Annotated in this window: 20 protein-coding genes and 1 pseudogene; 10 read left to right on the top strand and 11 right to left on the bottom strand. The window is 69.9% G+C overall.

All coding sequences use genetic code 11. The annotated features are described in order from the left end of the window. The first annotated feature begins 75 nt into the window (after positions 1–75). On the top strand, positions 76–1,089 hold the full coding sequence (locus ACFQ9Z_RS18985) for a sigma-70 family RNA polymerase sigma factor (RefSeq protein WP_383018623.1): 1,014 nt from the start codon (positions 76–78) through the stop codon (positions 1,087–1,089). Here the strand turns inward: ACFQ9Z_RS18985 and ACFQ9Z_RS18980 are convergent. After that, on the bottom strand, positions 973–1,359 hold the full coding sequence (locus ACFQ9Z_RS18980; RefSeq protein ID WP_383018620.1) for an STAS domain-containing protein: 387 nt from the start codon (positions 1,357–1,359) through the stop codon (positions 973–975). The two genes, ACFQ9Z_RS18985 and ACFQ9Z_RS18980, sit on opposite strands and share 117 nt — an antisense overlap. Positions 1,360–1,435: 76 nt before the next feature. On the opposite strand from ACFQ9Z_RS18980, the gene ACFQ9Z_RS18975 reads away from it, so the two are divergent. Further along, positions 1,436–2,356, top strand: a complete 921-nt coding sequence (locus tag ACFQ9Z_RS18975; protein WP_383018617.1) for an AEC family transporter — start codon at positions 1,436–1,438, stop codon at positions 2,354–2,356. 149 nt (positions 2,357–2,505) lie between these two features. Here ACFQ9Z_RS18975 and ACFQ9Z_RS18970 read toward each other — a convergent pair whose 3' ends face one another. From ACFQ9Z_RS18970 to ACFQ9Z_RS18940, 7 genes are all read right to left on the bottom strand, one after another. Then, complete coding sequence (locus ACFQ9Z_RS18970) at positions 2,506–3,789, bottom strand: thymidine phosphorylase (protein WP_383018614.1); 1,284 nt, start codon at positions 3,787–3,789, stop codon at positions 2,506–2,508. A 72-nt stretch (positions 3,790–3,861) separates the two neighbouring features. Further along, complete coding sequence (locus ACFQ9Z_RS18965; protein ID WP_383018611.1) at positions 3,862–4,269, bottom strand: cytidine deaminase; 408 nt, start codon at positions 4,267–4,269, stop codon at positions 3,862–3,864. Beyond that, complete coding sequence (locus ACFQ9Z_RS18960) at positions 4,266–5,555, bottom strand: ABC transporter permease (RefSeq protein WP_383018607.1); 1,290 nt, start codon at positions 5,553–5,555, stop codon at positions 4,266–4,268. The genes ACFQ9Z_RS18965 and ACFQ9Z_RS18960 overlap by 4 nt, the downstream gene beginning before the upstream one ends. Continuing rightward, entirely contained in the window at positions 5,552–6,682 is a 1,131-nt protein-coding gene (locus ACFQ9Z_RS18955) for an ABC transporter permease (protein WP_383018604.1), read from the bottom strand. The genes ACFQ9Z_RS18960 and ACFQ9Z_RS18955 overlap by 4 nt, the downstream gene beginning before the upstream one ends. Continuing rightward, a complete protein-coding gene (locus tag ACFQ9Z_RS18950; protein ID WP_383019869.1) occupies positions 6,679–8,205 on the bottom strand; it encodes an ABC transporter ATP-binding protein in 1,527 nt (508 codons plus the stop codon). Before ACFQ9Z_RS18950 ends, ACFQ9Z_RS18955 begins: the two co-directional genes overlap by 4 nt. Positions 8,206–8,404: 199 nt before the next feature. Further along, positions 8,405–9,460, bottom strand: a complete 1,056-nt coding sequence (locus tag ACFQ9Z_RS18945) for a BMP family protein (RefSeq protein ID WP_383018601.1) — start codon at positions 9,458–9,460, stop codon at positions 8,405–8,407. Positions 9,461–9,772: 312 nt separating this feature from the next. Beyond that, the gene (locus ACFQ9Z_RS18940) at positions 9,773–10,996 is read right to left on the bottom strand and encodes an amidohydrolase (protein ID WP_383018598.1); all 1,224 of its coding nucleotides are present in this window, start codon (positions 10,994–10,996) and stop codon (positions 9,773–9,775) included. Between the two features lie 335 nt (positions 10,997–11,331). On the opposite strand from ACFQ9Z_RS18940, the gene ACFQ9Z_RS18935 reads away from it, so the two are divergent. Continuing rightward, positions 11,332–11,988 carry a class I SAM-dependent DNA methyltransferase gene (locus ACFQ9Z_RS18935; protein WP_383018595.1) on the top strand — a complete coding sequence of 219 codons (657 nt, stop codon included), beginning with the start codon at positions 11,332–11,334 and terminating at the stop codon, positions 11,986–11,988. Between the two features lie 10 nt (positions 11,989–11,998). Here ACFQ9Z_RS18935 and ACFQ9Z_RS18930 read toward each other — a convergent pair whose 3' ends face one another. After that, positions 11,999–12,328 (bottom strand): antibiotic biosynthesis monooxygenase family protein, encoded by a 330-nt coding sequence (locus tag ACFQ9Z_RS18930; protein ID WP_383018592.1) that lies wholly within the window; start codon positions 12,326–12,328, stop codon positions 11,999–12,001. On the opposite strand from ACFQ9Z_RS18930, the gene ACFQ9Z_RS18925 reads away from it, so the two are divergent. The 4 genes from ACFQ9Z_RS18925 (at position 12,329) to ACFQ9Z_RS18910 (ending at position 16,568) form a co-directional block, all read left to right on the top strand. Continuing rightward, positions 12,329–14,011, top strand: a complete 1,683-nt coding sequence (locus ACFQ9Z_RS18925; protein WP_383018589.1) for a recombinase family protein — start codon at positions 12,329–12,331, stop codon at positions 14,009–14,011. 403 nt (positions 14,012–14,414) lie between these two features. Further along, positions 14,415–15,137, top strand: a complete 723-nt coding sequence (locus ACFQ9Z_RS18920; RefSeq protein ID WP_383018586.1) for a hypothetical protein — start codon at positions 14,415–14,417, stop codon at positions 15,135–15,137. 184 nt (positions 15,138–15,321) lie between these two features. Next, complete coding sequence (locus ACFQ9Z_RS18915) at positions 15,322–15,822, top strand: hypothetical protein (RefSeq protein ID WP_383018583.1); 501 nt, start codon at positions 15,322–15,324, stop codon at positions 15,820–15,822. Between the two features lie 167 nt (positions 15,823–15,989). Next, positions 15,990–16,568 carry a recombinase family protein gene (locus ACFQ9Z_RS18910; protein WP_383018580.1) on the top strand — a complete coding sequence of 193 codons (579 nt, stop codon included), beginning with the start codon at positions 15,990–15,992 and terminating at the stop codon, positions 16,566–16,568. A 302-nt stretch (positions 16,569–16,870) separates the two neighbouring features. Here the strand turns inward: ACFQ9Z_RS18910 and ACFQ9Z_RS18905 are convergent, their stop codons facing one another. Continuing rightward, positions 16,871–17,041, bottom strand: a complete 171-nt coding sequence (locus tag ACFQ9Z_RS18905) for a hypothetical protein (RefSeq protein ID WP_383018576.1) — start codon at positions 17,039–17,041, stop codon at positions 16,871–16,873. Here ACFQ9Z_RS18905 and ACFQ9Z_RS18900 point away from each other — a divergent pair. From ACFQ9Z_RS18900 to ACFQ9Z_RS18890, 3 genes and pseudogenes are all read left to right on the top strand, one after another. After that, positions 17,010–17,659: pseudogene (locus tag ACFQ9Z_RS18900) on the top strand (DUF5753 domain-containing protein). The gene ACFQ9Z_RS18905 and the pseudogene ACFQ9Z_RS18900 overlap by 32 nt on opposite strands. Before the next feature lie 8 nt (positions 17,660–17,667). Then, positions 17,668–17,868: a DUF397 domain-containing protein gene (locus ACFQ9Z_RS18895; RefSeq protein WP_383018573.1), complete on the top strand. Its 201-nt coding sequence runs from the start codon at positions 17,668–17,670 to the stop codon at positions 17,866–17,868. A 37-nt stretch (positions 17,869–17,905) separates the two neighbouring features. Further along, positions 17,906–18,727, top strand: a complete 822-nt coding sequence (locus ACFQ9Z_RS18890; protein WP_383018570.1) for a MerR family transcriptional regulator — start codon at positions 17,906–17,908, stop codon at positions 18,725–18,727. A gap of 23 nt (positions 18,728–18,750) precedes the next feature. On the opposite strand, the gene ACFQ9Z_RS18885 is transcribed toward ACFQ9Z_RS18890, so the two are convergent. After that, the gene (locus ACFQ9Z_RS18885) at positions 18,751–20,811 is read right to left on the bottom strand and encodes a restriction endonuclease (protein WP_383018567.1); all 2,061 of its coding nucleotides are present in this window, start codon (positions 20,809–20,811) and stop codon (positions 18,751–18,753) included. Between the last annotated feature and the right edge of the window lie 15 nt (positions 20,812–20,826).

Below are 20,826 nucleotides of genomic sequence, written 5' to 3'. Positions count from 1 at the left end.
AGTGGGCTGCGGTAGCTTCCGAAGTGCTGGGGCGCGAAGGCACGCCACGGGGACGGCCACAGGGGTGGGTGCGTGATGGGCAGCGGAACGGCGGCGACGGAACTCGACACCGCACTGGAGAAGCACCGGACCGAGCTGACCGGGTACTGCTACCGCATGCTCGGTTCCTCCTTCGAGGCCGAGGACGCGGTGCAGGACACGCTGGTGCGGGCCTGGCGGAGCTACGACAAGTTCGAGGGCCGTTCCTCCCTGCGCTCGTGGCTGTACCGGATCGCGACGAACGTGTGCCTGGACATGCTGACGGCAGGCAACAAGCGGGCCCGGCCGATGGACCTGACCGACTCGACGCCGCTCGCGCGGGCGGCGCTCTCCCCCCGCCCCGACAACACCTGGCTGGAGCCGATGCCGGACGCGCGCGTACTGCCGACGGTGGAGGACCCGGCGGAGGCGGCCGTCGCCAAGGAGTCGGTCCGGCTGGCGTTCATGGCGGCCCTGCAGCAACTGCCGCCGAAGCAGCGGGCGGTGCTGATCCTGCGCGAGGTGCTGGCCTGGCGGGCGAGTGAGGTCGCCGAGCTGCTGGGCACCACGGTCGCCTCCGTCAACAGCGCCCTGCAGCGGGCCCGGGCCACGCTCGCCGAGCGGGACTCCGAGGCCGCGGCCGGGGCAGTGTCCGACCCGCTCGACGAGGAGCAGCAAAGACTCCTCGAGCGCTATGTGAAGGCGTTCGAGGGCTACGACATGACGGCGCTCACGGCGCTGCTGCACGAGGACGCCGTCATGACGATGCCGCCGTTCGACCTGTGGCTGCGCGGCCCGCAGGACATCACCGGCTTCATGACCACCCTGGGCGCGTCCTGCGCCGGTTCCCGGCTGTTGCCGGTGCGGGCGAACGGCCTGCCGGGGTTCGCGCACTACAAGCCGGACGAGGAGAAAGGCGGCTTCACCCCCTGGGCGGTGCAGGTGCTGGAGGTGTCAGACGGCCGGATCACCGGCTTCCACTGCTTCCTGGACACCGCGCGCTGGTTCCCGCTCTTCGGTCTCCCCCTCCACCTGGAAGCGGAGTCCGACCAGGTCGAGAAGGGCGCGTAGCGCGGGGCCGGGCCCGCGCAGCCGTATCCGCCCGCCGGCCCGGCGGGCGGCGAGCTCCAGCCGGGCCAGCAGATCCACGGTCTGCAGCCCCGGCGGGCCGAGCCCGGCCACGTCGCACACCACGACCGCGGCGCCGCCGGCCTCCAGCAGCGTCCGCACATCGGCGCAGAGGCCCGGCACCTCGGCACGGGTGACGGGCCCGGGCAGTACGAGCACTGCGGGTGTCTTGGCGTCCACGTGCGGTAGACCGGTGGCACGCGCGCAACTCATCGCCGGGCCTTCGGCGGGCACGCCCGGACGGAGATCACATTGACCGGCGGTCGTGCCCCGGCGCAGGGTTGGGGCCGTGACGGGGGTGCTGAGCGGGTTCGCGGTGATCGCGGTCGTCATCGGGGTGGGCTATGTGCTCGGGTGGCGCGGCACCCTCGGTGATCCGGGCCGTGAGGTGCTGACCCGGCTGGCGTTCTCGGTGGCGGGACCGGCCCTGCTGTTCCGGACACTGGCCGGGGCCGACCTCTCCGTACTGTTCTCCAGCCGCCTGCTGGTGACGGCGCTGAGCACGGCCGCGGTCTCGGCGGCCTTCGTGGCGGTGGGCGCGCTGCGGCACTGGGGCGTGGGCCGCACGACGATCGGCGCCCTGTGCGCGGGGTACGTCAACTCGGGCAACCTCGGCATCCCGATCGCCGCCTACGTCCTGGGCGACGCGTCCCTGGTGGCCCCGGTCCTGCTGTTCCAGGTCGTCCTCGTCACGCCCGTCGCCCTGACCGTCCTGGACCTGACGGGCACCGGCGACAAGGGCACGGTGTGGCAGCGGGTTCTGACGCCGCTGCGCAATCCGATCGCGGTGGGCTCGCTGACGGGGGTGGTGGTCTCGGCGTCGGGCTGGCGGGTCCCGGGCCCCGTCATGGAGCCGGTCACCATGATCGGCGACATGTCGGTCCCGGCGGCGCTGCTGGTCTTCGGCATGTCCCTGCGCGGCAGCGCGGCTCCCGGCCGGGGACTCGACCGGCACCCGGTCCTGCTGTCGGTGGCGCTGAAGTCCCTGGGCCAGCCGCTGGTTGCCTGGGCGCTGGCCCGCGGCGTCTTCGGCCTGCACGGCGCGCCCCTGCTGGACGTCGTCGTCACCTCGGCCCTGCCGGCCGCCCAGAACCTGTTCACCTACGCCAGCCGCTACCAGGTCGCCGAATCCCTGGCCCGCGAGTCGGTCCTGCTGTCGACGGTGGTCTCGGTGCCGGTGCTGGTGGGGGTGGCGACGGTACTGGGCTGAGGGCGTGTCGGCCAGCGGGGACCCACCGGTGCCGACGGTGACGCCGGACCGTTCCGGCAGAGACGCGCCGAACGGGACCGGCGGAGGTCCACCGGTCCCGTTCACCCGAAAGAGCCGTCACGTCAGCGGTCCGCAACCGCTCGCCCTGGTCAGGCGATGCGCTCCAGCACCACAGGCGACGGCGTGAAGGCCGTGCCCGGGGCCGCGATGTCGTAGGTGCCCTCGACCGCCTGGAGCGCGTACTCGAAGCGCTCGGGGGTGTCGGTGTGCAGGGTCAGCAGCGGCTGTCCCTCGGTCACCGTGTCACCCGGCTTGGCGTGCATCTCCACGCCCGCCGCCGCCTGCACCGGGTCCTCCTTGCGGGCGCGGCCCGCGCCGAGACGCCAGGCGGCGACACCGATGCCGTAGGCGTCCAGACGGATAAGGACGCCGGAGGCGGAGGCCTTGATCACGTGCTGCTCCCTGGACGTGGGCAGCGCGGCGTCCGGGTCGCCGCCCTGGGCCGCGATCATCCGGCGCCACACGTCCATCGCCGAGCCGTCGGCCAGCGCCTTCGCCGGGTCGGCGTCCTTGATGCCGGCCGCGTCGAGCATCTCGCGGGCCAGGGCGACGGTCAGCTCGACCACGTCCGCCGGGCCGCCGCCCGCGAGGACCTCGACCGACTCGCGGACCTCGAGCGCGTTGCCGGCCGTGAGGCCGAGCGGGGTGGACATGTCGGTCAGCAGCGCGACCGTCCGCACCCCGTGGTCGGTGCCCAGGCCGACCATCGTGGAGGCCAGCTCACGGGCGTCCTCGATGGTCTTCATGAAGGCGCCGGAGCCCACCTTCACGTCCAGCACCAGGGAGCCGGTGCCCTCGGCGATCTTCTTCGACATGATGGAGGAGGCGATCAGCGGGATCGCCTCGACCGTGCCGGTCACGTCCCGCAGGGCGTACAGCTTCTTGTCGGCCGGGGCCAGTCCGTCGCCCGCCGCGCAGATCACCGCCCCGGTGGTGTCGAGGACGTGCAGCATCTCCTCGTTGGACAGCAGCGCGCGCCAGCCGGGGACCGACTCCAGCTTGTCCAGGGTGCCGCCGGTGTGGCCGAGGCCCCGGCCGGAGAGCTGCGGCACAGCCGCGCCGCAGGCCGCGACCAGCGGGGCCAGCGGGAGCGTGATCTTGTCGCCGACGCCGCCGGTGGAGTGCTTGTCGGCCGTCGGGCGGGACAGCGAGGAGAAGTCCATGCGCTCGCCGGAGGCGATCATGGCCGCGGTCCAGCGGGCGATCTCCCGGCGGTTCATCCCGTTCAGCAGGATCGCCATGGCGAGCGACGACATCTGCTCGTCGGCGACCTCGCCGCGGGTGTACGCGTCGATGACCCAGTCGATCTGCTCGTCGGTCAGCTCACCGCGGTCCCGCTTGGCGCGGATGACGGAGATGGCGTCCATGGCCATGGCTATGGCTTCCTTCCGGGGGGTGCGAAGTGCACGGCCCCCCTGAGCGGGTCAGGGGGGCCGTACGGGGAGTTACTTGGAGAGATGACCCGGGCCGAAGGCCTGGGGCAGCATCTCGGAGAGCGCCAGGACGCCCTCGGGGGTGTCCAGCAGCAGGCCGGGGCCGCCGAACTCGTACAGCAGCTGGCGGCAGCGGCCGCACGGCACCAGCAGGGCGCCCTCGCCGTCCACGCAGGTGAAGTGCGTGAGGCGCCCGCCGCCCGTGCGCTGGAGCTGCGAGACCAGCCCGCACTCGGCGCACAGGCCGAGCCCGTAGGAGGCGTTCTCCACGTTGCAGCCGGTGACCGTGCGCCCGTCGTCGACCAGCGCGGCCACTCCGACCGGATAGCCCGAGTAGGGGACGTAGGCGTGGGTCATGGCCTCCCGCGCCTCGGCGCGCAGCGGCTCCCAGTCGAAGCCGGCGTCCGGCGCGGCCGTCACTTGCCCTGCCCCTTCCGGTACCGCATGCCGTCCGCCTTGGGCATGCGCAGCCGCTGGGCGGAGAGCGAGAGCACCAGCAGCGTCACGACGTACGGCGTGGCGCCCACGAAGTCGCTCGGGACCTCGTCGGTGAGCAGGTACCACGCCAGGACCAGGCCGCCCACGAGGAGGCTGACGGCGCCCTGCCAGACGGCCGAGCGGTACAGCTTCCAGCCGGCCAGGACCACGAGCAGGACGACCAGCAGGAGCAGCAGCGCGTGCACGGTGGTGCCGCCGTTACGCAGCTGCAGCGCGTCGGAGTAGCCGAACAGGCCGGCGCCCATGGCCAGACCGCCCGGCCGCCAGTTGCCGAAGATCATCGCCGCGAGGCCGATGTAGCCGCGTCCGCCGGTCTGGCCCTCCAGGTAGGTGTGGGAGGTGACCAGGGCGAGGAACGCGCCGCCGAGCCCGGCGAGGCCGCCGGAGACGGCCACGGCCATGTACTTGTACCGGTAGACGTTGACGCCGAGCGACTCCGCGGCGACCGGGTTCTCACCGCAGGAGCGCAGCCGCAGGCCGAACGGGGTGCGCCACAGCAGCCACCAGCTGCCGGCGAACAGCAGCACGGCCAGGATCGTCACCACCGACAGGTCGGTGATCAGACCGCCGATGATGCCCGCAAGGTCGGAGACCAGGAACCAGTGGTGGTTCTGCACCGTCTGCAGGCCGTCGGACAGGCCCGGCACGGTGACGTGCGGCAGCGAGTCCACCGGCGGTGACTGCTTGGGGTTGCCGCCCGCCTCCGCCGGCTTGCCCTCGGCGAAGAAGAGCTTGGCGAGGTACTGGGTGGCGCCGAGCGCGAGCAGGTTGACCGCGACGCCGGAGACGATGTGGTCGACGCCGAAGGTGATGGTGGCGACGGCGTGCACCAGGCCGCCGAGGACACCGAAGCCGATGCCGCACAGCAGGCCCAGCCAGGGGTTGGTCTGCCAGCCGACCCAGCCGGCGCCGAAGGTGCCGAGGATCATCATGCCCTCGAGGCCGATGTTGACCACACCGGCCCGCTCGGACCACAGACCGGCGAGACCGGCGAGACCGATGGGCACGGCGAGGCCGAGGGCCGCGCCGACCTGCCCTTCGGAGGTGAGCTGGTCGGCGCCGGTGATGACGCGGACCGCGGCCACCAGCAGCAGCGCACCCGCGACGATCATGAGGATCTGGCCGAGCGACCGGCCCGAGCGCTTGCCGGCCTCGCCCTCCGCCTTGGGCGCCGCGGGCGGCGGCGCGTCGGTCATCGTGGCAGTCATCGCGCCACCTCCTGCTTCATCGTCGGGGCGGCGGCCTGGGCGGCGAGTTCGGCGCCGACCCGCTGCTGCTGGCGCTTGAGGCCGTAGCGGCGGACGACCTCGTAGGCGATCACGACGCACAGGACGATGACGCCCTGGATCACGCCGAGGATCTCCTTGTCGTAGCCCTGGAACTCCAGGTGGTTGGTGGTGCGCTCCAGGAAGCCCCACAGGAGGGCGCCGAGCGCGATGCCGATCGGGCTGTTGCGGCCGAGCAGCGCGATGGCGATGCCGGTGAAGCCGATGCCCGCCGGGAAGTCGTTGCTGAACTGGTGGCTGTCGTTGAGCAGGGTGGGCATGCCGATGAGGCCGGCCACCGCACCCGAGATGATCATGCTGGTGGCGACCATCTTCTTCACCCCGACACCGCTCGCGGCGGCGGCGGTGTCGGACTGGCCGACGGTGCGCAGGTCGAAGCCGAACCGGGTGCGGCCGAGCACGAACCAGTAGCCGATGCCGACGACCACGGCTATGACGATGAAGCCCCACAGGACGCCGGCCGGGCCGGTGTCGATGCTGAAGAAGTACGAGGACGACGGCAGCGGCTTGGTGGAGACGAGGGTGCCCGCCTGGTCGAGCTGGCCGAGCTTTCCGGGCTGCAGCAGGTAGGCGATGATCGCGGTGGCGATCGAGTTCAGCATGATCGTCGAGATGACCTCGCTGACGCCGCGGGTCACCTTGAGCACGCCGGCGATGGCCGCCCACAGGGCGCCGGTCGCCATCGCGCAGATGATGATCAGGGGGACGGCGATCCAGCCGGGGACGGTCAGCGCGCCGCCGAGGACGGCGGCGATGAACGCGGCGAGCCGGTACTGGCCGTCGACACCGATGTTGAACAGGTTCATGCGGAAGCCGACGGCCACCGCGACGCCCGCGAGGTAGTAGGTCGTCGCCTTGTTCAGGATGTAGACCTGGCTGTCGCTGGCGAAGCCGTAGGTCACCATGTCGCTGAACGCGTCGCCCGGGTTCTTGCCGGTGGCGAGGATCACCAGGGTGGTGACGACGAGCGCGGCGACGATCGCCAGCAGCGGCGCCGCGATCCCGAGGAGCAGCCGCTCCTTGTCGATCCGTGAGGTCAGCTTCTTCATCGCTCGTCGTCCTCTGTGTGCTCCAGGTGGCCGGAGGCCGCACCCGTCATGGCGGAGCCCAGCTCCTCGGGGGTGATGGTGGCGGGGTCGGCGTCGGCGACCAGACGGCCCCGGTACATCACCCGCAGGGTGTCGGAGAGCCCGATGAGCTCGTCCAGGTCGGCGGAGATCAGCAGCACGGCCAGACCCGCGCGGCGGGCCTGCCGGATGTGGTCCCAGATCGCCGCCTGCGCGCCGACGTCCACACCGCGGGTGGGGTGGGCGGCGATGAGCAGCTTGGGGTCGTGGCTCATCTCGCGGCCGACGATCAGCTTCTGCTGGTTGCCGCCGGACAGCGAGGCGGCGGTCACCTCGATGCCGGGCGTGCGGACGTCGTAGTCGCGGACGATGCGCTCGGTGTCGGTCCTGGCGGCCTTGATGTCGAGCAGTCCGCCGCGCGAGTTGGGGCGCTCGGTGACGTGGCCGAGGATGCGGTTCTCCCACAGCGGCGCCTCGAGGAGCAGGCCGTGGCGGTGGCGGTCCTCGGGGATGTAGCCGACGCCGGCCTCACGGCGGCGGCGGGTGGGGGTGTGGGAGATGTCCTCGCCGTCCAGCGTGACGACGCCGGCGTCCGGGTCCCGCATACCCATGATCGCCTCGACCAGCTCGGACTGGCCGTTGCCCTCCACGCCGGCTATGCCGAGGACCTCGCCCTTGTGGATGGTGAAGGAGATCTCGTCGAGGATGATGCGCTCGACGCCGTCCAGGTCGGTCTGGGACAGGTGCAGCTTGTCCACCGTGAGCATGGCGACGTCCGTGACGGTGGACTCCTCCGTCTCCGGGGTCGGCAGTTCGCTGCCGACCATCATCTCGGCGAGCTGCTTGGAGGTGGTGCTGCGCGGCTCGGCCGTGCCGACCGTGGTGCCGCGCCGGATGACGGTGATCTCGTCGGCGACGGAGAGCACCTCGCCCAGCTTGTGGGAGATGAAGATGACCGTGAGGCCCTCGGCCTTCAGCTCGCGGAGGTTGTCGAAGAGCGCGTCGACCTCCTGCGGCACGAGCACGGCGGTCGGCTCGTCCAGGATGAGCGTCCGGGCGCCGCGGTAGAGGACCTTGAGGATCTCCACGCGCTGGCGGTCGGCGACGCCGAGCTCCTCCACCAGGACGTCGGGCCGCACGCCCAGGCCGTACGCGTCGGAGATCTCCCGGATCTTCGTGCGCGCCTTGCCGCCGATGCCGTACAGCTTCTCCGCGCCGAGGACGACGTTCTCGAGGACGGTGAGGTTGTCGGCGAGCATGAAGTGCTGGTGGACCATGCCGATGCCGCGGGCGATGGCGTCACCGGGGTTGCCGAGGGTGACCTGTTCGCCGTTGATCTCGATGGTGCCCTCGTCCGGCTGCTGCATGCCGTAGAGGATCTTCATCAGGGTGGACTTGCCGGCGCCGTTCTCGCCGCAGAGGGCGTGTACGGTGCCCGTGCGGACCGTGATGTCGATGTCGCGGTTGGCGACGACGCCGGGGAAACGCTTGGTGATGCCGCGCAGTTCGACGGCAGCGGGAGGGCTGGACGCGTTGATGGCGCACTCTCCTCGGGGAAAGGGGCTGCGGGGGGAGGGCAGGCGTCGGCGACGCTAGCGCGGCAACTCGATGCTACACGCGTAGAGTTGACACATTGTTATGGCTCGGCGGGGGGCTGCGGAAGCCGCCCCCGCGCCGAGCCCGGGTCCCACGGGACCCGTCAGGTCACGGGGTGGTCTTGACCTTGACGGAGCCGTCGACGATCTTCTTCTTCGCCGCGTCCAGCTTGGCCTGGATGTCGTCGATGAAGCCGCCGCTGGTGGACAGCGAGACGCCGTCCTTGCTCAGCGAGTAGGTGTTGGTGCCGGTCAGCGGCTTGCCGTCGTGGACGGACTTGACGAAGTCGTACACGCCGAGGTCCACGTTCTTGACCATCGAGGTCAGGATCGAGTTCTTGTACTTGGCCAGACCCGGGATGCTGTACTGGTCGGAGTCCACGCCGATCGCCCAGGCGCCCTTGACGCCGTTGACGGCCTCGATCGCGCCGTTGCCGGAGGAGCCGGCCGCCGAGTAGACGACGTCGGCGCCGTTGTCCAGCATGCCCTGCGCGGCCTCCTTGCCCTTGTCGGGGCTGGCGAAGCCGGAGGTGTCCGAGCCGTGGCTCAGGTACTGGGTGTCGACCTTGATCTTCGGGTTGGTGTCCTTGACGCCCTGGACGTAACCCGCCTCGAACTTCTTGATCAGCGGGACGTCGACACCGCCGATGAAGCCGACGTGGTCCTTCTTGGTCTTCAGCGCGGCGGCGACGCCGGCCAGGTAGGAGCCCTGCTCCTCGGTGAAGGTGATGCTGTCGACGTTCTTGGCGTCCACCACCGAGTCGACGATGCCGAAGCTGGTCTTCGGGTACTTCGCCGCGACCTTGGTCATCGAGGCGGCGTACGCGTAGCCGACACCGATGATCGGGCTGTACCCGGCCTCGGCCATGTCGGACAGGCGCTGCTCGCGGTCGGCCTCGGTGTCCGAGGTCTTCGCGGTCAGCTCCTTGATCTCGCCGCCGAACTCCTTCTTCGCCTTGTCGGCGCCGCGCGCGGCGGAGTCGTTGAAGGAGCGGTCACCGCGGCCGCCGACGTCGAAGGCGAGACCGATCTTGACGCCCTTGCCGTCACCGGAGGAGGACTTCGAGGACTCGTTGTCGGAGGAGGTGCTGCCACACGCGGTGGCAGTGAGGGCGAGAGCTGCGGTGGCGACACACGCAGCGGAAAGCTTGGCTACCCGGCGCACGGGAAGGCTCCTTCACCTGACCTGAGCGCCTGTCGGCGCTTGATGTGAGCACCGGTTCGGTGCTCCAGCCGAGACGCCCCGACGGCGTCGGCTTCGCGGCATCGTAACGCGCGTAGATGTCGCAAAAAACCCCCTCGCGAAGCCGTTATCTATTCGAGGCAAACACCGCCTGAACTCGGCGTACCGGACCTCTCACACCCTTGTTGCGCACAGCGCACGGTTGGCTTACGAGTGTGTTGCGCCGGGGCGGCCCGGCCACCCCGGGCCCCGCCCGTCCTGAGCCCGGGCCTTCCCCTGCCGGCCCGGGGCCGCCTACATGTCGTCGAGCAGCGCGGCGGCGGTGAACATCTCCGCGCCGACCTTGATCGCGTACTCGTCGGCGTCGAAGTCTCCCTGGTGCAGGTCCCGGACGGTGCGGTCGCCGGGGGCGCGGACGCCGAGGCGGGCCATGGCGCCGGGCACGTTCTCCAGGTACCAGGAGAAGTCCTCGCCGCCGAGGCTCTGCTCCGTGCTCTCGACGGACTTCATACCGCGCCGGGCCACCATCGAACGGCGCAGCAGGTCGGCGGACTCCCGGTCGTTGACCACCGGCGGCACGCCCCGCACGTAGTTGATCTCCGACTTGGCGCGGTGCAGCGTGGCGATCTCGTCGATGGCCGCGTGCACGATGTCCGGCGCGTCCCGCCAGGCGTCCAGGTCGAGGCAGCGCACGGTGCCGGACAGCTCGGCGTGCTGCGGTACGACGTTCGGGGCATGGCCCGACTCGATCCGGCCCCAGGTCACGGCGAGACCGGCGCGGGTGTCGACACGGCGGGCGACCAGCGCGGGCACGTCGATGGCGACGCGGGCGGCCGCCGTGACCAGGTCGGTGGTCAGGTGCGGGCGGGCGGTATGCCCGCCGGGCCCGTCGAGGGCGACTTCCAGCCGGTCGCAGGCGCTGGTGATGGGCCCGTGCCGCAGTCCGATCCGGCCGGCCTCCACCCTGGGGTCGCAGTGCACGGCGAGGATCCGGCCGACGTCGTCGAGCGCACCGTCCCCGATCGCGCCGAGCGCGCCGCCGGGCAGCACCTCCTCGGCGGGCTGGAAGACCAGCCGCACCGGGCGGGACAGCAGCTTCTTGGCCGCCAGGTCGGCGAGGACGAGCCCGGCGCCGAGCACCACGGCGGTGTGCATGTCATGGCCGCAGGCGTGGGCCCGGTCCGGCACGGTGGACCGGTACGGGCAGTCGGCCTTGGTGTCCGGGATCGGGAGCGCGTCGATGTCGGCGCGCAGGGCGAGCATCGGCACGGTGGGCCGCTGCCCCTCGGCCAGACCGATGTCACAGATGAGTCCGGTTCCGGTGGCGAGGACGCGGGGCCGTAGCCCGGCCTGCTCCAGCCGCTCCTTGATCGCCGCGGTGGTGCGGAACTCCTGGTTGCCCAGCTCGGGGTGCATGTGCAGGTCACGACGGAAGGCGACCAGTTCGGCGTGCAGGGACTCGCTGAGCACGCCGGGGAGCACGTCCCCGGGCAGTTCGGCCTCGGACTCTCGGGACATCAATTGCTTCACCCTCTGAAGGGTAGGACGCCCGACCGGTCAACTGACCCCGAATCAACAAAAGTTCAGTCCGTTAGGGGAAGAAAAATCGACCGGCGGACGCATGGTGGCGGACTTCGGTGGGTAAAACCTCTGTTTCCTTCCTCCACGCATACCACGCATCACCGGCCTCACGCTCCCCCAGTCCGCTGAGCGGACGCACTCCCGGCCCGGACGGACGGGCGGTGACCGGGGGTCCTGGCGTGGACGGACGGGCGGTGACCGGCGGTCCTTGCTGCGGACGGGCCCGGCGGTCATCGGCGCCGGACGCGGGTCGGCCGATAGGGTGCGGCGCCGTGAGCGACTCGAACGCGGACTTCCTGCAGACCACCGGCTCCTCCTACGACGCGATCGCCAAGGACTACGCGTCCCGCTATCCGCACGGCCTGTCCCACCCCCTCGAACGCACGCTGATCGGTACCTTCGCCGAGCTGGTCACGGCGAACGGCCCTGCCCCCGTCGCCGACCTCGGCAGCGGGCCCGGAGGCGTCGCCGCCCTCCTGCACGGCATGGGCGTGCCGGTCTTCGGCGTGGACGTCTCCCCCGCGATGGTGTCGCTGGCCCGCGAGGCCCACCCGGAGCTGCGCTTCCACGTCGGCTCCATGACCTCCCTCGACCTCCCGGACGCGACGCTGGGCGGCATCCTGGCCCTCTACTCCACCATCCACGTCCCGGACGACCACCTCCCGGCCGCGTTCGCCGGCTTCCACCGCGCCCTGGTCCCCGGCGGCCACGTCCTGCTGGCCTTCCAGACCGGCACCGAGCCGGGCGGGCTCCACCTGACCGAACGCTTCGGCCACGAGATCGACCTGCGGTACTACTGGCGCACACCGGACCAGGTCAAGTCCCTCCTCACGGGGGCGGGCCTGGAGATGGTGGCCACGGTGGTCCGGGAGCCGCAGGAGGAGGAGACCCGGCCGCGGGCGTTCCTGCTGGCCCGCCGGCCGGGGTGATCGCGGTCCCCTAGGCGTTCTTCGGCGCGGCCTGCTGCACCACGTCGAAGGACCACAGGGTGGACCCGGAGGCGGCGGGCTTCGGCTTCTCGCCGCCCTCGCCGCCGCCCTGGTGGGCGGACTTCATCGGCCCTTCCATCCAGGCCTGGAAGGAGGCCTCGTCCCGCCAGCGGGTGTAGACGAGGTACTGGTCGGTGCCCTCGACCGGCCGCAGCAGCTCGAACCACTCGAACCCGTCGGAGTTCTCCACGGCGTGCGCCCTCGACGCGAACCGCTTCTCCAGCACCTCACGCTGCTCGGCGGGCACGGTCAGCACGTTGATTTTTACTACGCTAGGCACATGACACCTCTCGTCAAACGGGGCTCCGATTGGACCCCTAATCTGGACCATGTGCGCGCAGTGTCCTACATCCGACAGTCAAGGAAGCGTGAGGACGACTCCGCGTCGTCCCCCGAAGCGCAGCGGACCAAGTGCGAGGCGCTGATCACGGCCAAAGGCTGGGACAACGCCGGCCACTTCGCCGACGTCGGTAAATCCGGCTGGGACCCCAAGGTCGTCCGGCCGGAGTTCGAGGAGATGATGTCCGCCGTTCGCGCCGGACACGTAGACGCAGTGGTCGTGTTCTCGCTGTCCCGCCTCACTCGGCAGGGTGCCCTTGAGGCCATGCTGATCAATGAGGAGTTGGCCAAACACGGCGTGCTGCTCGTCAGCGTGGAAGAGCCCTACCTGGACACGTCCACCCCCATGGGCGTCGCGATCTTCGGCCTTATCGCCGCGCTGGCCCAGCAAGAGTCCGACATGAAGTCGGCGTACATCACGGCGACGAAAGAGACGCTGAGGGCAGCGGGTAGCCACGTGTCCGGCATGGCCCCGTACGGCTTCCAGTCGACGCGTCAGCCGCGCGGGGAACTGGTGGTGGTCAGGCTGGTCCCCGATCCCGCTGAGGCCCCGTACGTGCGCGACATGGTGTCCTGGGCACTGGGCGGCATGACCGCATCGGCCATAGCTCGCAAGCTGAACACCGAGGGCGTACCGACCAAGGCAGCGGACATGTCAGCGCGTGTGACCGCACGCCGGGCCCGAGCCGTAAGCCAGCCGCTGGAGCGTACGACGTGGGTGTCGTCCACTGTGCTCCGCATCCTCCGTGACCCCCGCCTTGCCGGCTACGCCGTCGAACGTCAGGGGACCAAGCGCGTCATCCTGCGCGACGACTCAGGGGCCCCGCTGGTGGCGCATGAGGGCATCGTTCCCGCCGATGACTGGTGGCGGCTTCAGGACGTACTCGATGGCCGTACGCCCCAGGTGATTCGCCAGGGTGGCCGTTCCGTGCCATCCCTGCTCGGTTCCGCCGGGATGCTGTTCTGCGAGGTCTGCGGTAGCTCCATGGTCACGGACAAGCGCAACGGCAAGCCGCTCTATCGCTGCAACCGGGCCCAGTCCGGCGCTGTGCCGGGACACGGTGGTCTGGCCATCAACATGGACGCAGCTGATGACGTGGTGGCCCGTACCGTGTGGTCGCGCCTGACTGCGCTGGACCCCGAAGACCCCGAAGATCTCGAATGGCTCGCTGAGGCCGCACGCCGGTTTGCAGCGCAAGCCGACACGGGCGAGCGACAGGCCGAACTAGCAGCTGCTCGGGCCGAGTTGGAGCACGTACGAGAAGCGCTTCGCACGCTGTATGTCGACCGGCAGGCAGGCTTGTACGCGGGTGCCGTGGGTGACCAGATGTTCCGTGAGTCAGTGGAACGGCTGTCAGCCCATGAGGAACGTACGGCCGGCCGCGTGGAAGAGCTGGGAACCGCTGAGGCCGGCACGGTAGCTGTCCCGTCAGAGTGGACTGCACCGGAGGGGGACCCGCTTGGCCCGGAGTCGACGTGGGCCGGTTGGGAGCTTTCTGAACGGCGGGAGTTCCTTGCGCTGTTCGTTGACCGCGTGAGCGTGACACGCAGCGTAGGCAGGGGCCGGAACGCGAACACGGCGGAGCGGGTGGCCGTGCACTGGGCGGAGGCACCAGCCACGTAGGCGCCTGAGCGCCCCTCGGGCCCCGTTCGGGCGCCCTGGCGGAATCCGGGCGGGGCTTTCTCGTGCGCGCAGACAGCCGTACAGAGCCCTGGAAGCCGTTGCGCTCCTAGAGAAGGGTAGCGCGTCGGCGCGGGCGGCCGGGGTGACGAAACGGCTTTACCCATCACCGCGCTGACCTGCGGGAATGACGAAGGTGACGTTCGGGCGTCACTTCAGCATTGCGCTACAGCGGTGGACGGTTTTTGTGCCTGTGCCCCTCTAATCACCTAATCGGCTTCTGGCCTGCAGGAACGAGGCAGGTTGATCACCCCTCTGAGTCCCGTTTGGCCCCCTGGCAAGTCACCAATCGGCTGCTCCCCTGCAAGACGGCGCCGACCAGCCACAACGACAAGGAGTTATGGGGTTGCCCATGTACCTAGATAACGCTCGCGCCCATTCCGCGCTCGCCGTCGCCGCTCAGCACGCCGACATGGCTCCTGAACCTTTGCCGTTCCTCTGGGATGGTTCCGCGTGGACGACCCCATCAGGTGAGCGGCGCGATCTCCCGCTGATTCGCAGCGGGATGGGTAAGTGGCTGGCCAGCCTCGCGGAGGTGCTTCGCTCTTGCGTCTTTGACGACCGTGCGCCCGATCCCAAGCGCGCTGCACGGCTGAGGCAGGAAGTAGAGCGACTGATGATCTCTATTGAGGCGCTGGACCTGGATGACACGGAAGCCGAGTACACGCGCACTGACGCCGCGCAGCTGGCCGCTCAAGCTGACCGGCTGGACGTGGAGGCTACCGCTGGGGAGGTGACAGCCCTCAAGGCAGTGTCCGATGAGGTCCTGGCCGCCGCCAACGGGAGGGCGACCCATCTGCTCTCGCTAGCCTCTCAGTTCGACGCCTTTCGCGCGCCGATGCGTGCCCCTGCGCAGTGGGTGAAGTATCTCGGCGACGCGCCGCGAACCGTTCACGTACGCACGTCTGCCGTGTGGGATGCGTTCTGTATGGCCGAGCCGGACGTGGTCCGCTCGCTGGGTGCGGGGGCAGGTAAGCGTGCCCTGTTCGCTGCGATGGACAAGCGATTTGGCACGCGCCGGAAGCTCTCAGGGTACGAGGGTTGGCGCGGCCTATCGCTGGACGGCTGACGACGCTTCAGAGAACGGAAGGGAGGTGCTGCGTCTACCCGTCCCGTCATGGAGTGGTGTTTCAGCGAACGCCCCAGAGGGAGCAGTCGGGGCAGGCATACTCCGATTCCGTACATCTTGCCCGTGATCACCGCCCTGCCTCTGCCTTAAGGCAACGTCGGGCAAAATGGAGGGGGATTAGAGCGTGGACGAGCACAAGAAGGCCAGAGTTGACGTCACCTACCGGCGTTACAAGCACGGGCGAGGCTTCACATGGATGGCAGTGGTCGAGTTCGGTGACGGGCATGGCGCGAGGTATCCGACCAGTGGATCGCTGGCGACCGTGAGTCGCTGGGTAACGGAGGTCATCGAGGATAGATACCTCTCTCAAGAGATCGAATGCGTCAGCAGATTCCAGATCGCCGAAGGACAGGCGAGCACGGGTGCGGGCGCTGCTGCACAGCAACGCATCGCGGACCTGGCCACGGCACATGACGAAGCAGCGCAGGAAGAAGCGGCATCAGCGCTGCGAGCCCTTGGCCTTGCACGATTGGATGTTGACTATGTCGTGGGGGTAACGGGTCGGCGAGTAGGGGCTACCGCTGATCTCAACAAGCATGGCGGGGCAGACGTCGTCGGACGGCCGTGGCTCGGGTCGCTCACTGGGCGAGTGATGGAAAAGTGGCGGACGTCTGAAGCGCCGTAGTCGTGCAGACATTGCTGTCGGTGACGTTCAGTCGACGTCTCAGAATCGATGGTTATTGAGACGCCGAGGGACGATAGGGGAAACGGGGCATCGGATTGTTCAAAACCCGTCTCAAAACATGCCCGGAACCCCTGGCGTTGTGAGACGAGTTTTGAGACGATCAGGTCATGGCGACGAACACGGGCACGCTGATCGGTTACCAGCGAGTGAGCACCAACGCGCAGGATGCGCAGCTTCAGGCGGACGCACTGAGCGAGGCAGGGTGCGCCCGCATCTTCGAGGACAAGGCGTCGGGCAGGAACGCCGACGGCGCCGGGCTGCTCGCTGCTCTCGACTACTTGCGGGAGGGCGACACCCTCACCGTGTGGAAGCTGGACCAGTTGGGCCGTTCCACGAAGGACGTGCTCACGATCGCCGAGGATCTGCATGCCCGGGGGATCTCGCTGCGGATTCTGACGGGCACACTAGCCGGTAGCTACTCCCCGAAGGGTGAGGGCAAGTTCTTCTTCACGATGATGGTTGCCTTTGCTGAGCTTGAGCGAGACATGATCATCGAGCGGACCCGCGCCGGGCTGGACGCTGCTAAGGCTCAGGGTCGGACCGGCGGTCGTCCCACTGTCATGAGCACCGACAAGCTCGCTGCGGCCAAGGCGCGTAGGACCAAGGGAGAGAGCGTCACGGCCATTGCCAAGGCGCTCAATGTGTCCCGCGCGACGCTGTATCGGACTCTTGCCGACACCGAGTGACCCGGCCCATTCGAGAGACCGTCTGCCCCTCGTGGTGGACGGTCTTTCGCACGTCTGGGCGTGGGGGGTGGGGCAATCTCTGGACGAGCCCGCCCCACGGACCCGGCCCCAAGACCCGCGCACGTTCCCGCGAAATTACAGCCCCGGGGTCTGTGTGAAAGCCCGCCAGCAGCCGCCACGGTCGCCGTAGCCTCGCTCGAGCGATGAAGGCAAGTCCAACGTTCCGCAGCGGGGTTCATGTGCGTAGCTTGATAGATTCATGATCTTCACTACGCTCATGCCCCCGTGCCCGCGCCGCCCGCTCACTCCCCGTCGAACAGCTCCGACGCGTCCCCGGCATGCATCGCCCGCTGGGCCCAGACTTCGAGATGGTTCAGGTCGGTGCAGGCGTTCACCCGGTCACGAACGGCCTCGGGCACCTCGATGCCGCGCCGTTCCAAGATGTGCAGGACCATCTCGGCCTTGGCCTCCACCCCGCCTTCCTCGCGCACCTGTCGCACGCGGGGCTGGTGGGAGGAGTACCGGGAGCGGCTGCCCACCCCGTTCCTCGATCTCGCCGAGCTGGAACACCACGCCACCTCCCTCCGCGAGGTGCAGTGCCTCTTCGTTCCCGGCCTTCTCCAGACAGCGGCCTACGCTCGCGCGGTCTTCTCCTACCGGGTTCCTGAGCTTCCGGCCGAGGACGTCGAGCTACGCGTCCGGCACCGGATGCGGCGTGCGGCCACCATCGCGGAAACGCCCTACGAAGCGGTCGTGCACGAGGCGGCACTGCGCGTCATGGTCGGCGACCGCGCCTCCGCGCGGGCCCAACTTGCCCACATTTTGGAATTCTCGGCAGACATGCGCGTCACCGTACGCGTCATCCCGATGCACCTGGAGGGTTCGCCGGCGCCGCGAGCGCCATGACGTACGCGGCTGGCGCAGTGCCCAAGCTGGACACCGTCGTTCGTGACGGCCCGCACGGAGCGGCGTTCATCGACTCCGAGGCGCAACTGAACGCGTTCCGCACGCTCTTCCATAAGGTGGAGGACGCGTCGCTCGACCCCGAGCGCTCGCGCAACCTCATCCACGGGCTGGCGAAAGAGCTGTGAGGCACCCCATGGAGACCCCGAGCAACTGGCGGAAGTCGTCCTACTCGGGCAGCGGTGACGGCAACGCATGCGTCGAGATAGCGGACTCCCCCACCCGCATAGCCGTCCGCGACTCCAAGGACCCTGCGGCCGGCACCCTCGTCTTCCCGCCGGCGGCCTTCGCCCCCTTCGTCGAGAGTCTGAAGGGGCGCCGCCCGGCCGCCTCTTGACCCTCACGCCGTGTCAGGCGGTCGACTCGGAGACCTCATGTTCACCATCGGAGACTTCGCCCGGCACGGCCGCGTCTCGGTCCGGATGCTGCGTCACTACGACGCGACCGGACTGCTGCGCCCGGCCCATGTCGACCCCGCCACCGGCTACCGCTACTACACCGCAGCCCAACTGGCGCGCCTGAACCGTGTCATCGCGCTCAAGGAGCTCGGGCTCACCCTTCAGCAGGTCGGGGAGATCCTCGACGAGAAGGTGGGCGCCGAGGGACTGCGCGCGATGCTGCGGCTGCGGCAGGCGGAGCTGGAGGCCGCCATGACCGCCGCGGCGGCCCGGCTGGTCCAGGTCGAGGCGAGGCTCCGGGCCATCGAGAGCGAGGGGCACATGCCCGAGAACGACGTCGTCATCAAGAGCCTCCCGGCCGTGCGGGTCGCGGAGCTCACCGCGGTCGCGGCGAGTTTCCAGCCCGAGGACATCGGTCCCGTCATCGCGCCGCTGTACGAGGAGCTGTTCCGCCGCCTGGACGCGGCGGGCGTCAGACCGGCCGGACCCGGTGTCGCGTACTACGAGGACGCGCCGGAGGGCGAGGGCAGGATCACCGTGCACGCCGCCGTGCAGGTGTCAGCCCCGCTCCAGGAGGGCGCCCTGCGGATCGTCGACCTGCCCGCCGTCGGCCTGGCGGCGACCATCGTCCACCGCGGCTCCATGGACACCGTCCTCCCCACGGCACAGACCCTGGCCCGCTGGATCGACGCGGGTGGCTACCGGTCGACCGGGTACCCCCGCGAGATCAACCTGGAGTGCCCGGAGAACCGCGACGACTGGGTGACGGAACTCCAGGCACCGGTGATCCGGGACTGACGGGCGCGGGGACCGGCATCGGGCTACTCCACGTCGATGCCGAAGTCCCGCACGAGTTCCTCCAGGCCGCCGGTGTAGCCCTTGCCGCCCGGGACGAAGTCCCAGTCACCGGTGGACCTGCGGCGGAACGAGCCGAGGACCAGGGCGGTCTCGTGCGGCCGGCCGTCCGAGACCTCCAGGCACCCCAGCTCGGCCATCCCCGGGTCGAGGAGCCTGATGCGGGCCTCGGTGAAGCCGGTGAGGTCGGCGGCCGGGTTCGCCTCCGGGTCGACGGCGGCCACGAGTACGAGCCGGTCGGCCCCGGGCGGCAGTGCGTCGAAGGAGACGCAGATCGCGGCCTTGTCGGGTGCGGTGGCGGGGAGGGTGCGTACCGTGCCGTCCGGGGTCCGGGGGTTGTTGTAGAAGACGAAGTGGTCGTCGCTGAGGACGCTGTTGCCGCGGCAGACGAGAGCGCACACGTCCAGGGCGACGTTCCCGGTCCACGACATGCCGAGGACGTTGTAGTCGTCGGGCAGCCGGGTGTCCGGCCCGTCGGACGCCGGCTGTCCCGCGGTCCGCCGGCCGCCGTCGCCCAGCCGCCCGCCCAGGCCGTGGCGGTGCAGCAGGTCGACGAGTTCGGGGCCCGAGACGAGCTCCAGCGGCTTGCCGTTGGCGAAGGTGTGCGAGCCCGGGCCGAACCTGGACGTCGTCACGAGGACACCTTTGTTGGCGCCGGTGTCCTGCACGGTTCCGTACAGATCCCGCACGGCGGTGGGCGGCACCGTGTTCCGGTAGCGCTTCACCTGCACGACGATCTTGCCGCCGCGGATCGGTGCCGGGTCCAGCGCGTCGACGTCGACGCCGCCGTCGTTGGAGCGCTGGGTGGTGACGGCCTGCATCCCCATGGCCCGGAAGAGGTCCGCCACGAGATTCTCGAAGGCGATGGGGTCCATGGTGAACAGGTCGGGCTCCTCTCCGCCGCCGTGCGCGACCACACGGTTCCCGACGTCCTGCGGCCGTCTGCCCGGCCGTACCGCCGCCAGCTGGTCCGGCCGGGCGGAGAGCTGTCCGTGCAGTGCGTCGGCCAGGCAAGTGCACGCGTCCACCTGCGCCAGGTGCAGCTCACGGAACGAGGAGCGGGAAGCCATGACGGTGGCGAGGAAGATCTGGCCCGGCCTGCCCGTCGTGGGGTCGTGCCCGTCGACGAAGCCGTTCAGGGCGACCGACTCGAGCGCCCCCGGCTCGTCAGCGGCGAACAGTTCGTGCAGTACGAGCAGCATGCACTGGGCGAGCACCTCCCGGTACAGGGCACGGCGCTGGCTCACCGGACGGGGCGTCTCCTTGTCCTGGTCGGCCCCGGACATGTACCGGACCGCCTTGACCTCCGGCACGATGCCGTAGGCGGGCAGCTCCCAGTCCAGCACGAGCTGCCGCGCTGCCGCGTCGTAGGCCGCCGCCACCTGGCGCGGGAGGTCTTCCGGCCATGCCGTCGAGGCGTAGAGGGCGGCGGAGAAGTACTCGATCACGGCGTCGGGATCGTGGCGTCGCACCCCTTCGGTCAGCGCGACGACACCGGCGTTGTGCCTGCGCACGTCGGCGAGCTGGGCATCCGCCCACTGCTGGTACTCGCGCTGGTACGACGCGAGCTGTCGCTGCCGCTGAGCCTCCGCCGTCTGGGCGGCGTGCCAGTCGCGTTCGAAGCGTGCCCGGGCTTCGGCCTGCGCCTGGGCACGGCGGCCCGCCGTCCAGCCGCTCTGCGTCTCGTAGTGCCTGAAGTCCGGCATCGGCACCGGCTGTGCCAGGGGACCCGGAGCGAAGGGCTGCACCTCCTCGGGCCGCATGAGGGAGGAGGCCCGGAAGGCCGGTGCCCGGCAGCCCGTGGCGAGAAGGCCCTGCAGCGACGCGACCTGCGCGTCCAGTTCCTCCGTCCGCCGGAGGGCCTCCGCCTGCCGGTACTCGCGGTGACTCTGGGCGGCTCGCCGCTGATAGGCCCGTGCCTGCTGTTCCTGCTGTCTGCGCCGCCGGGCTTCGGCCTCCATTTGGCGCTGCTGCTGACGCTGCATCTCGGCCCAGGCGCCGGCGAAACCAGTAGAGCGACGACTCATGCGCTGCGAACCCTC

The organism is Streptomyces sp. NPDC056580, from assembly GCF_042793175.1.
Lineage (GTDB): Bacteria > Actinomycetota > Actinomycetes > Streptomycetales > Streptomycetaceae > Streptomyces.
This window is presented reverse-complemented; position numbering and strand designations above follow the sequence as displayed.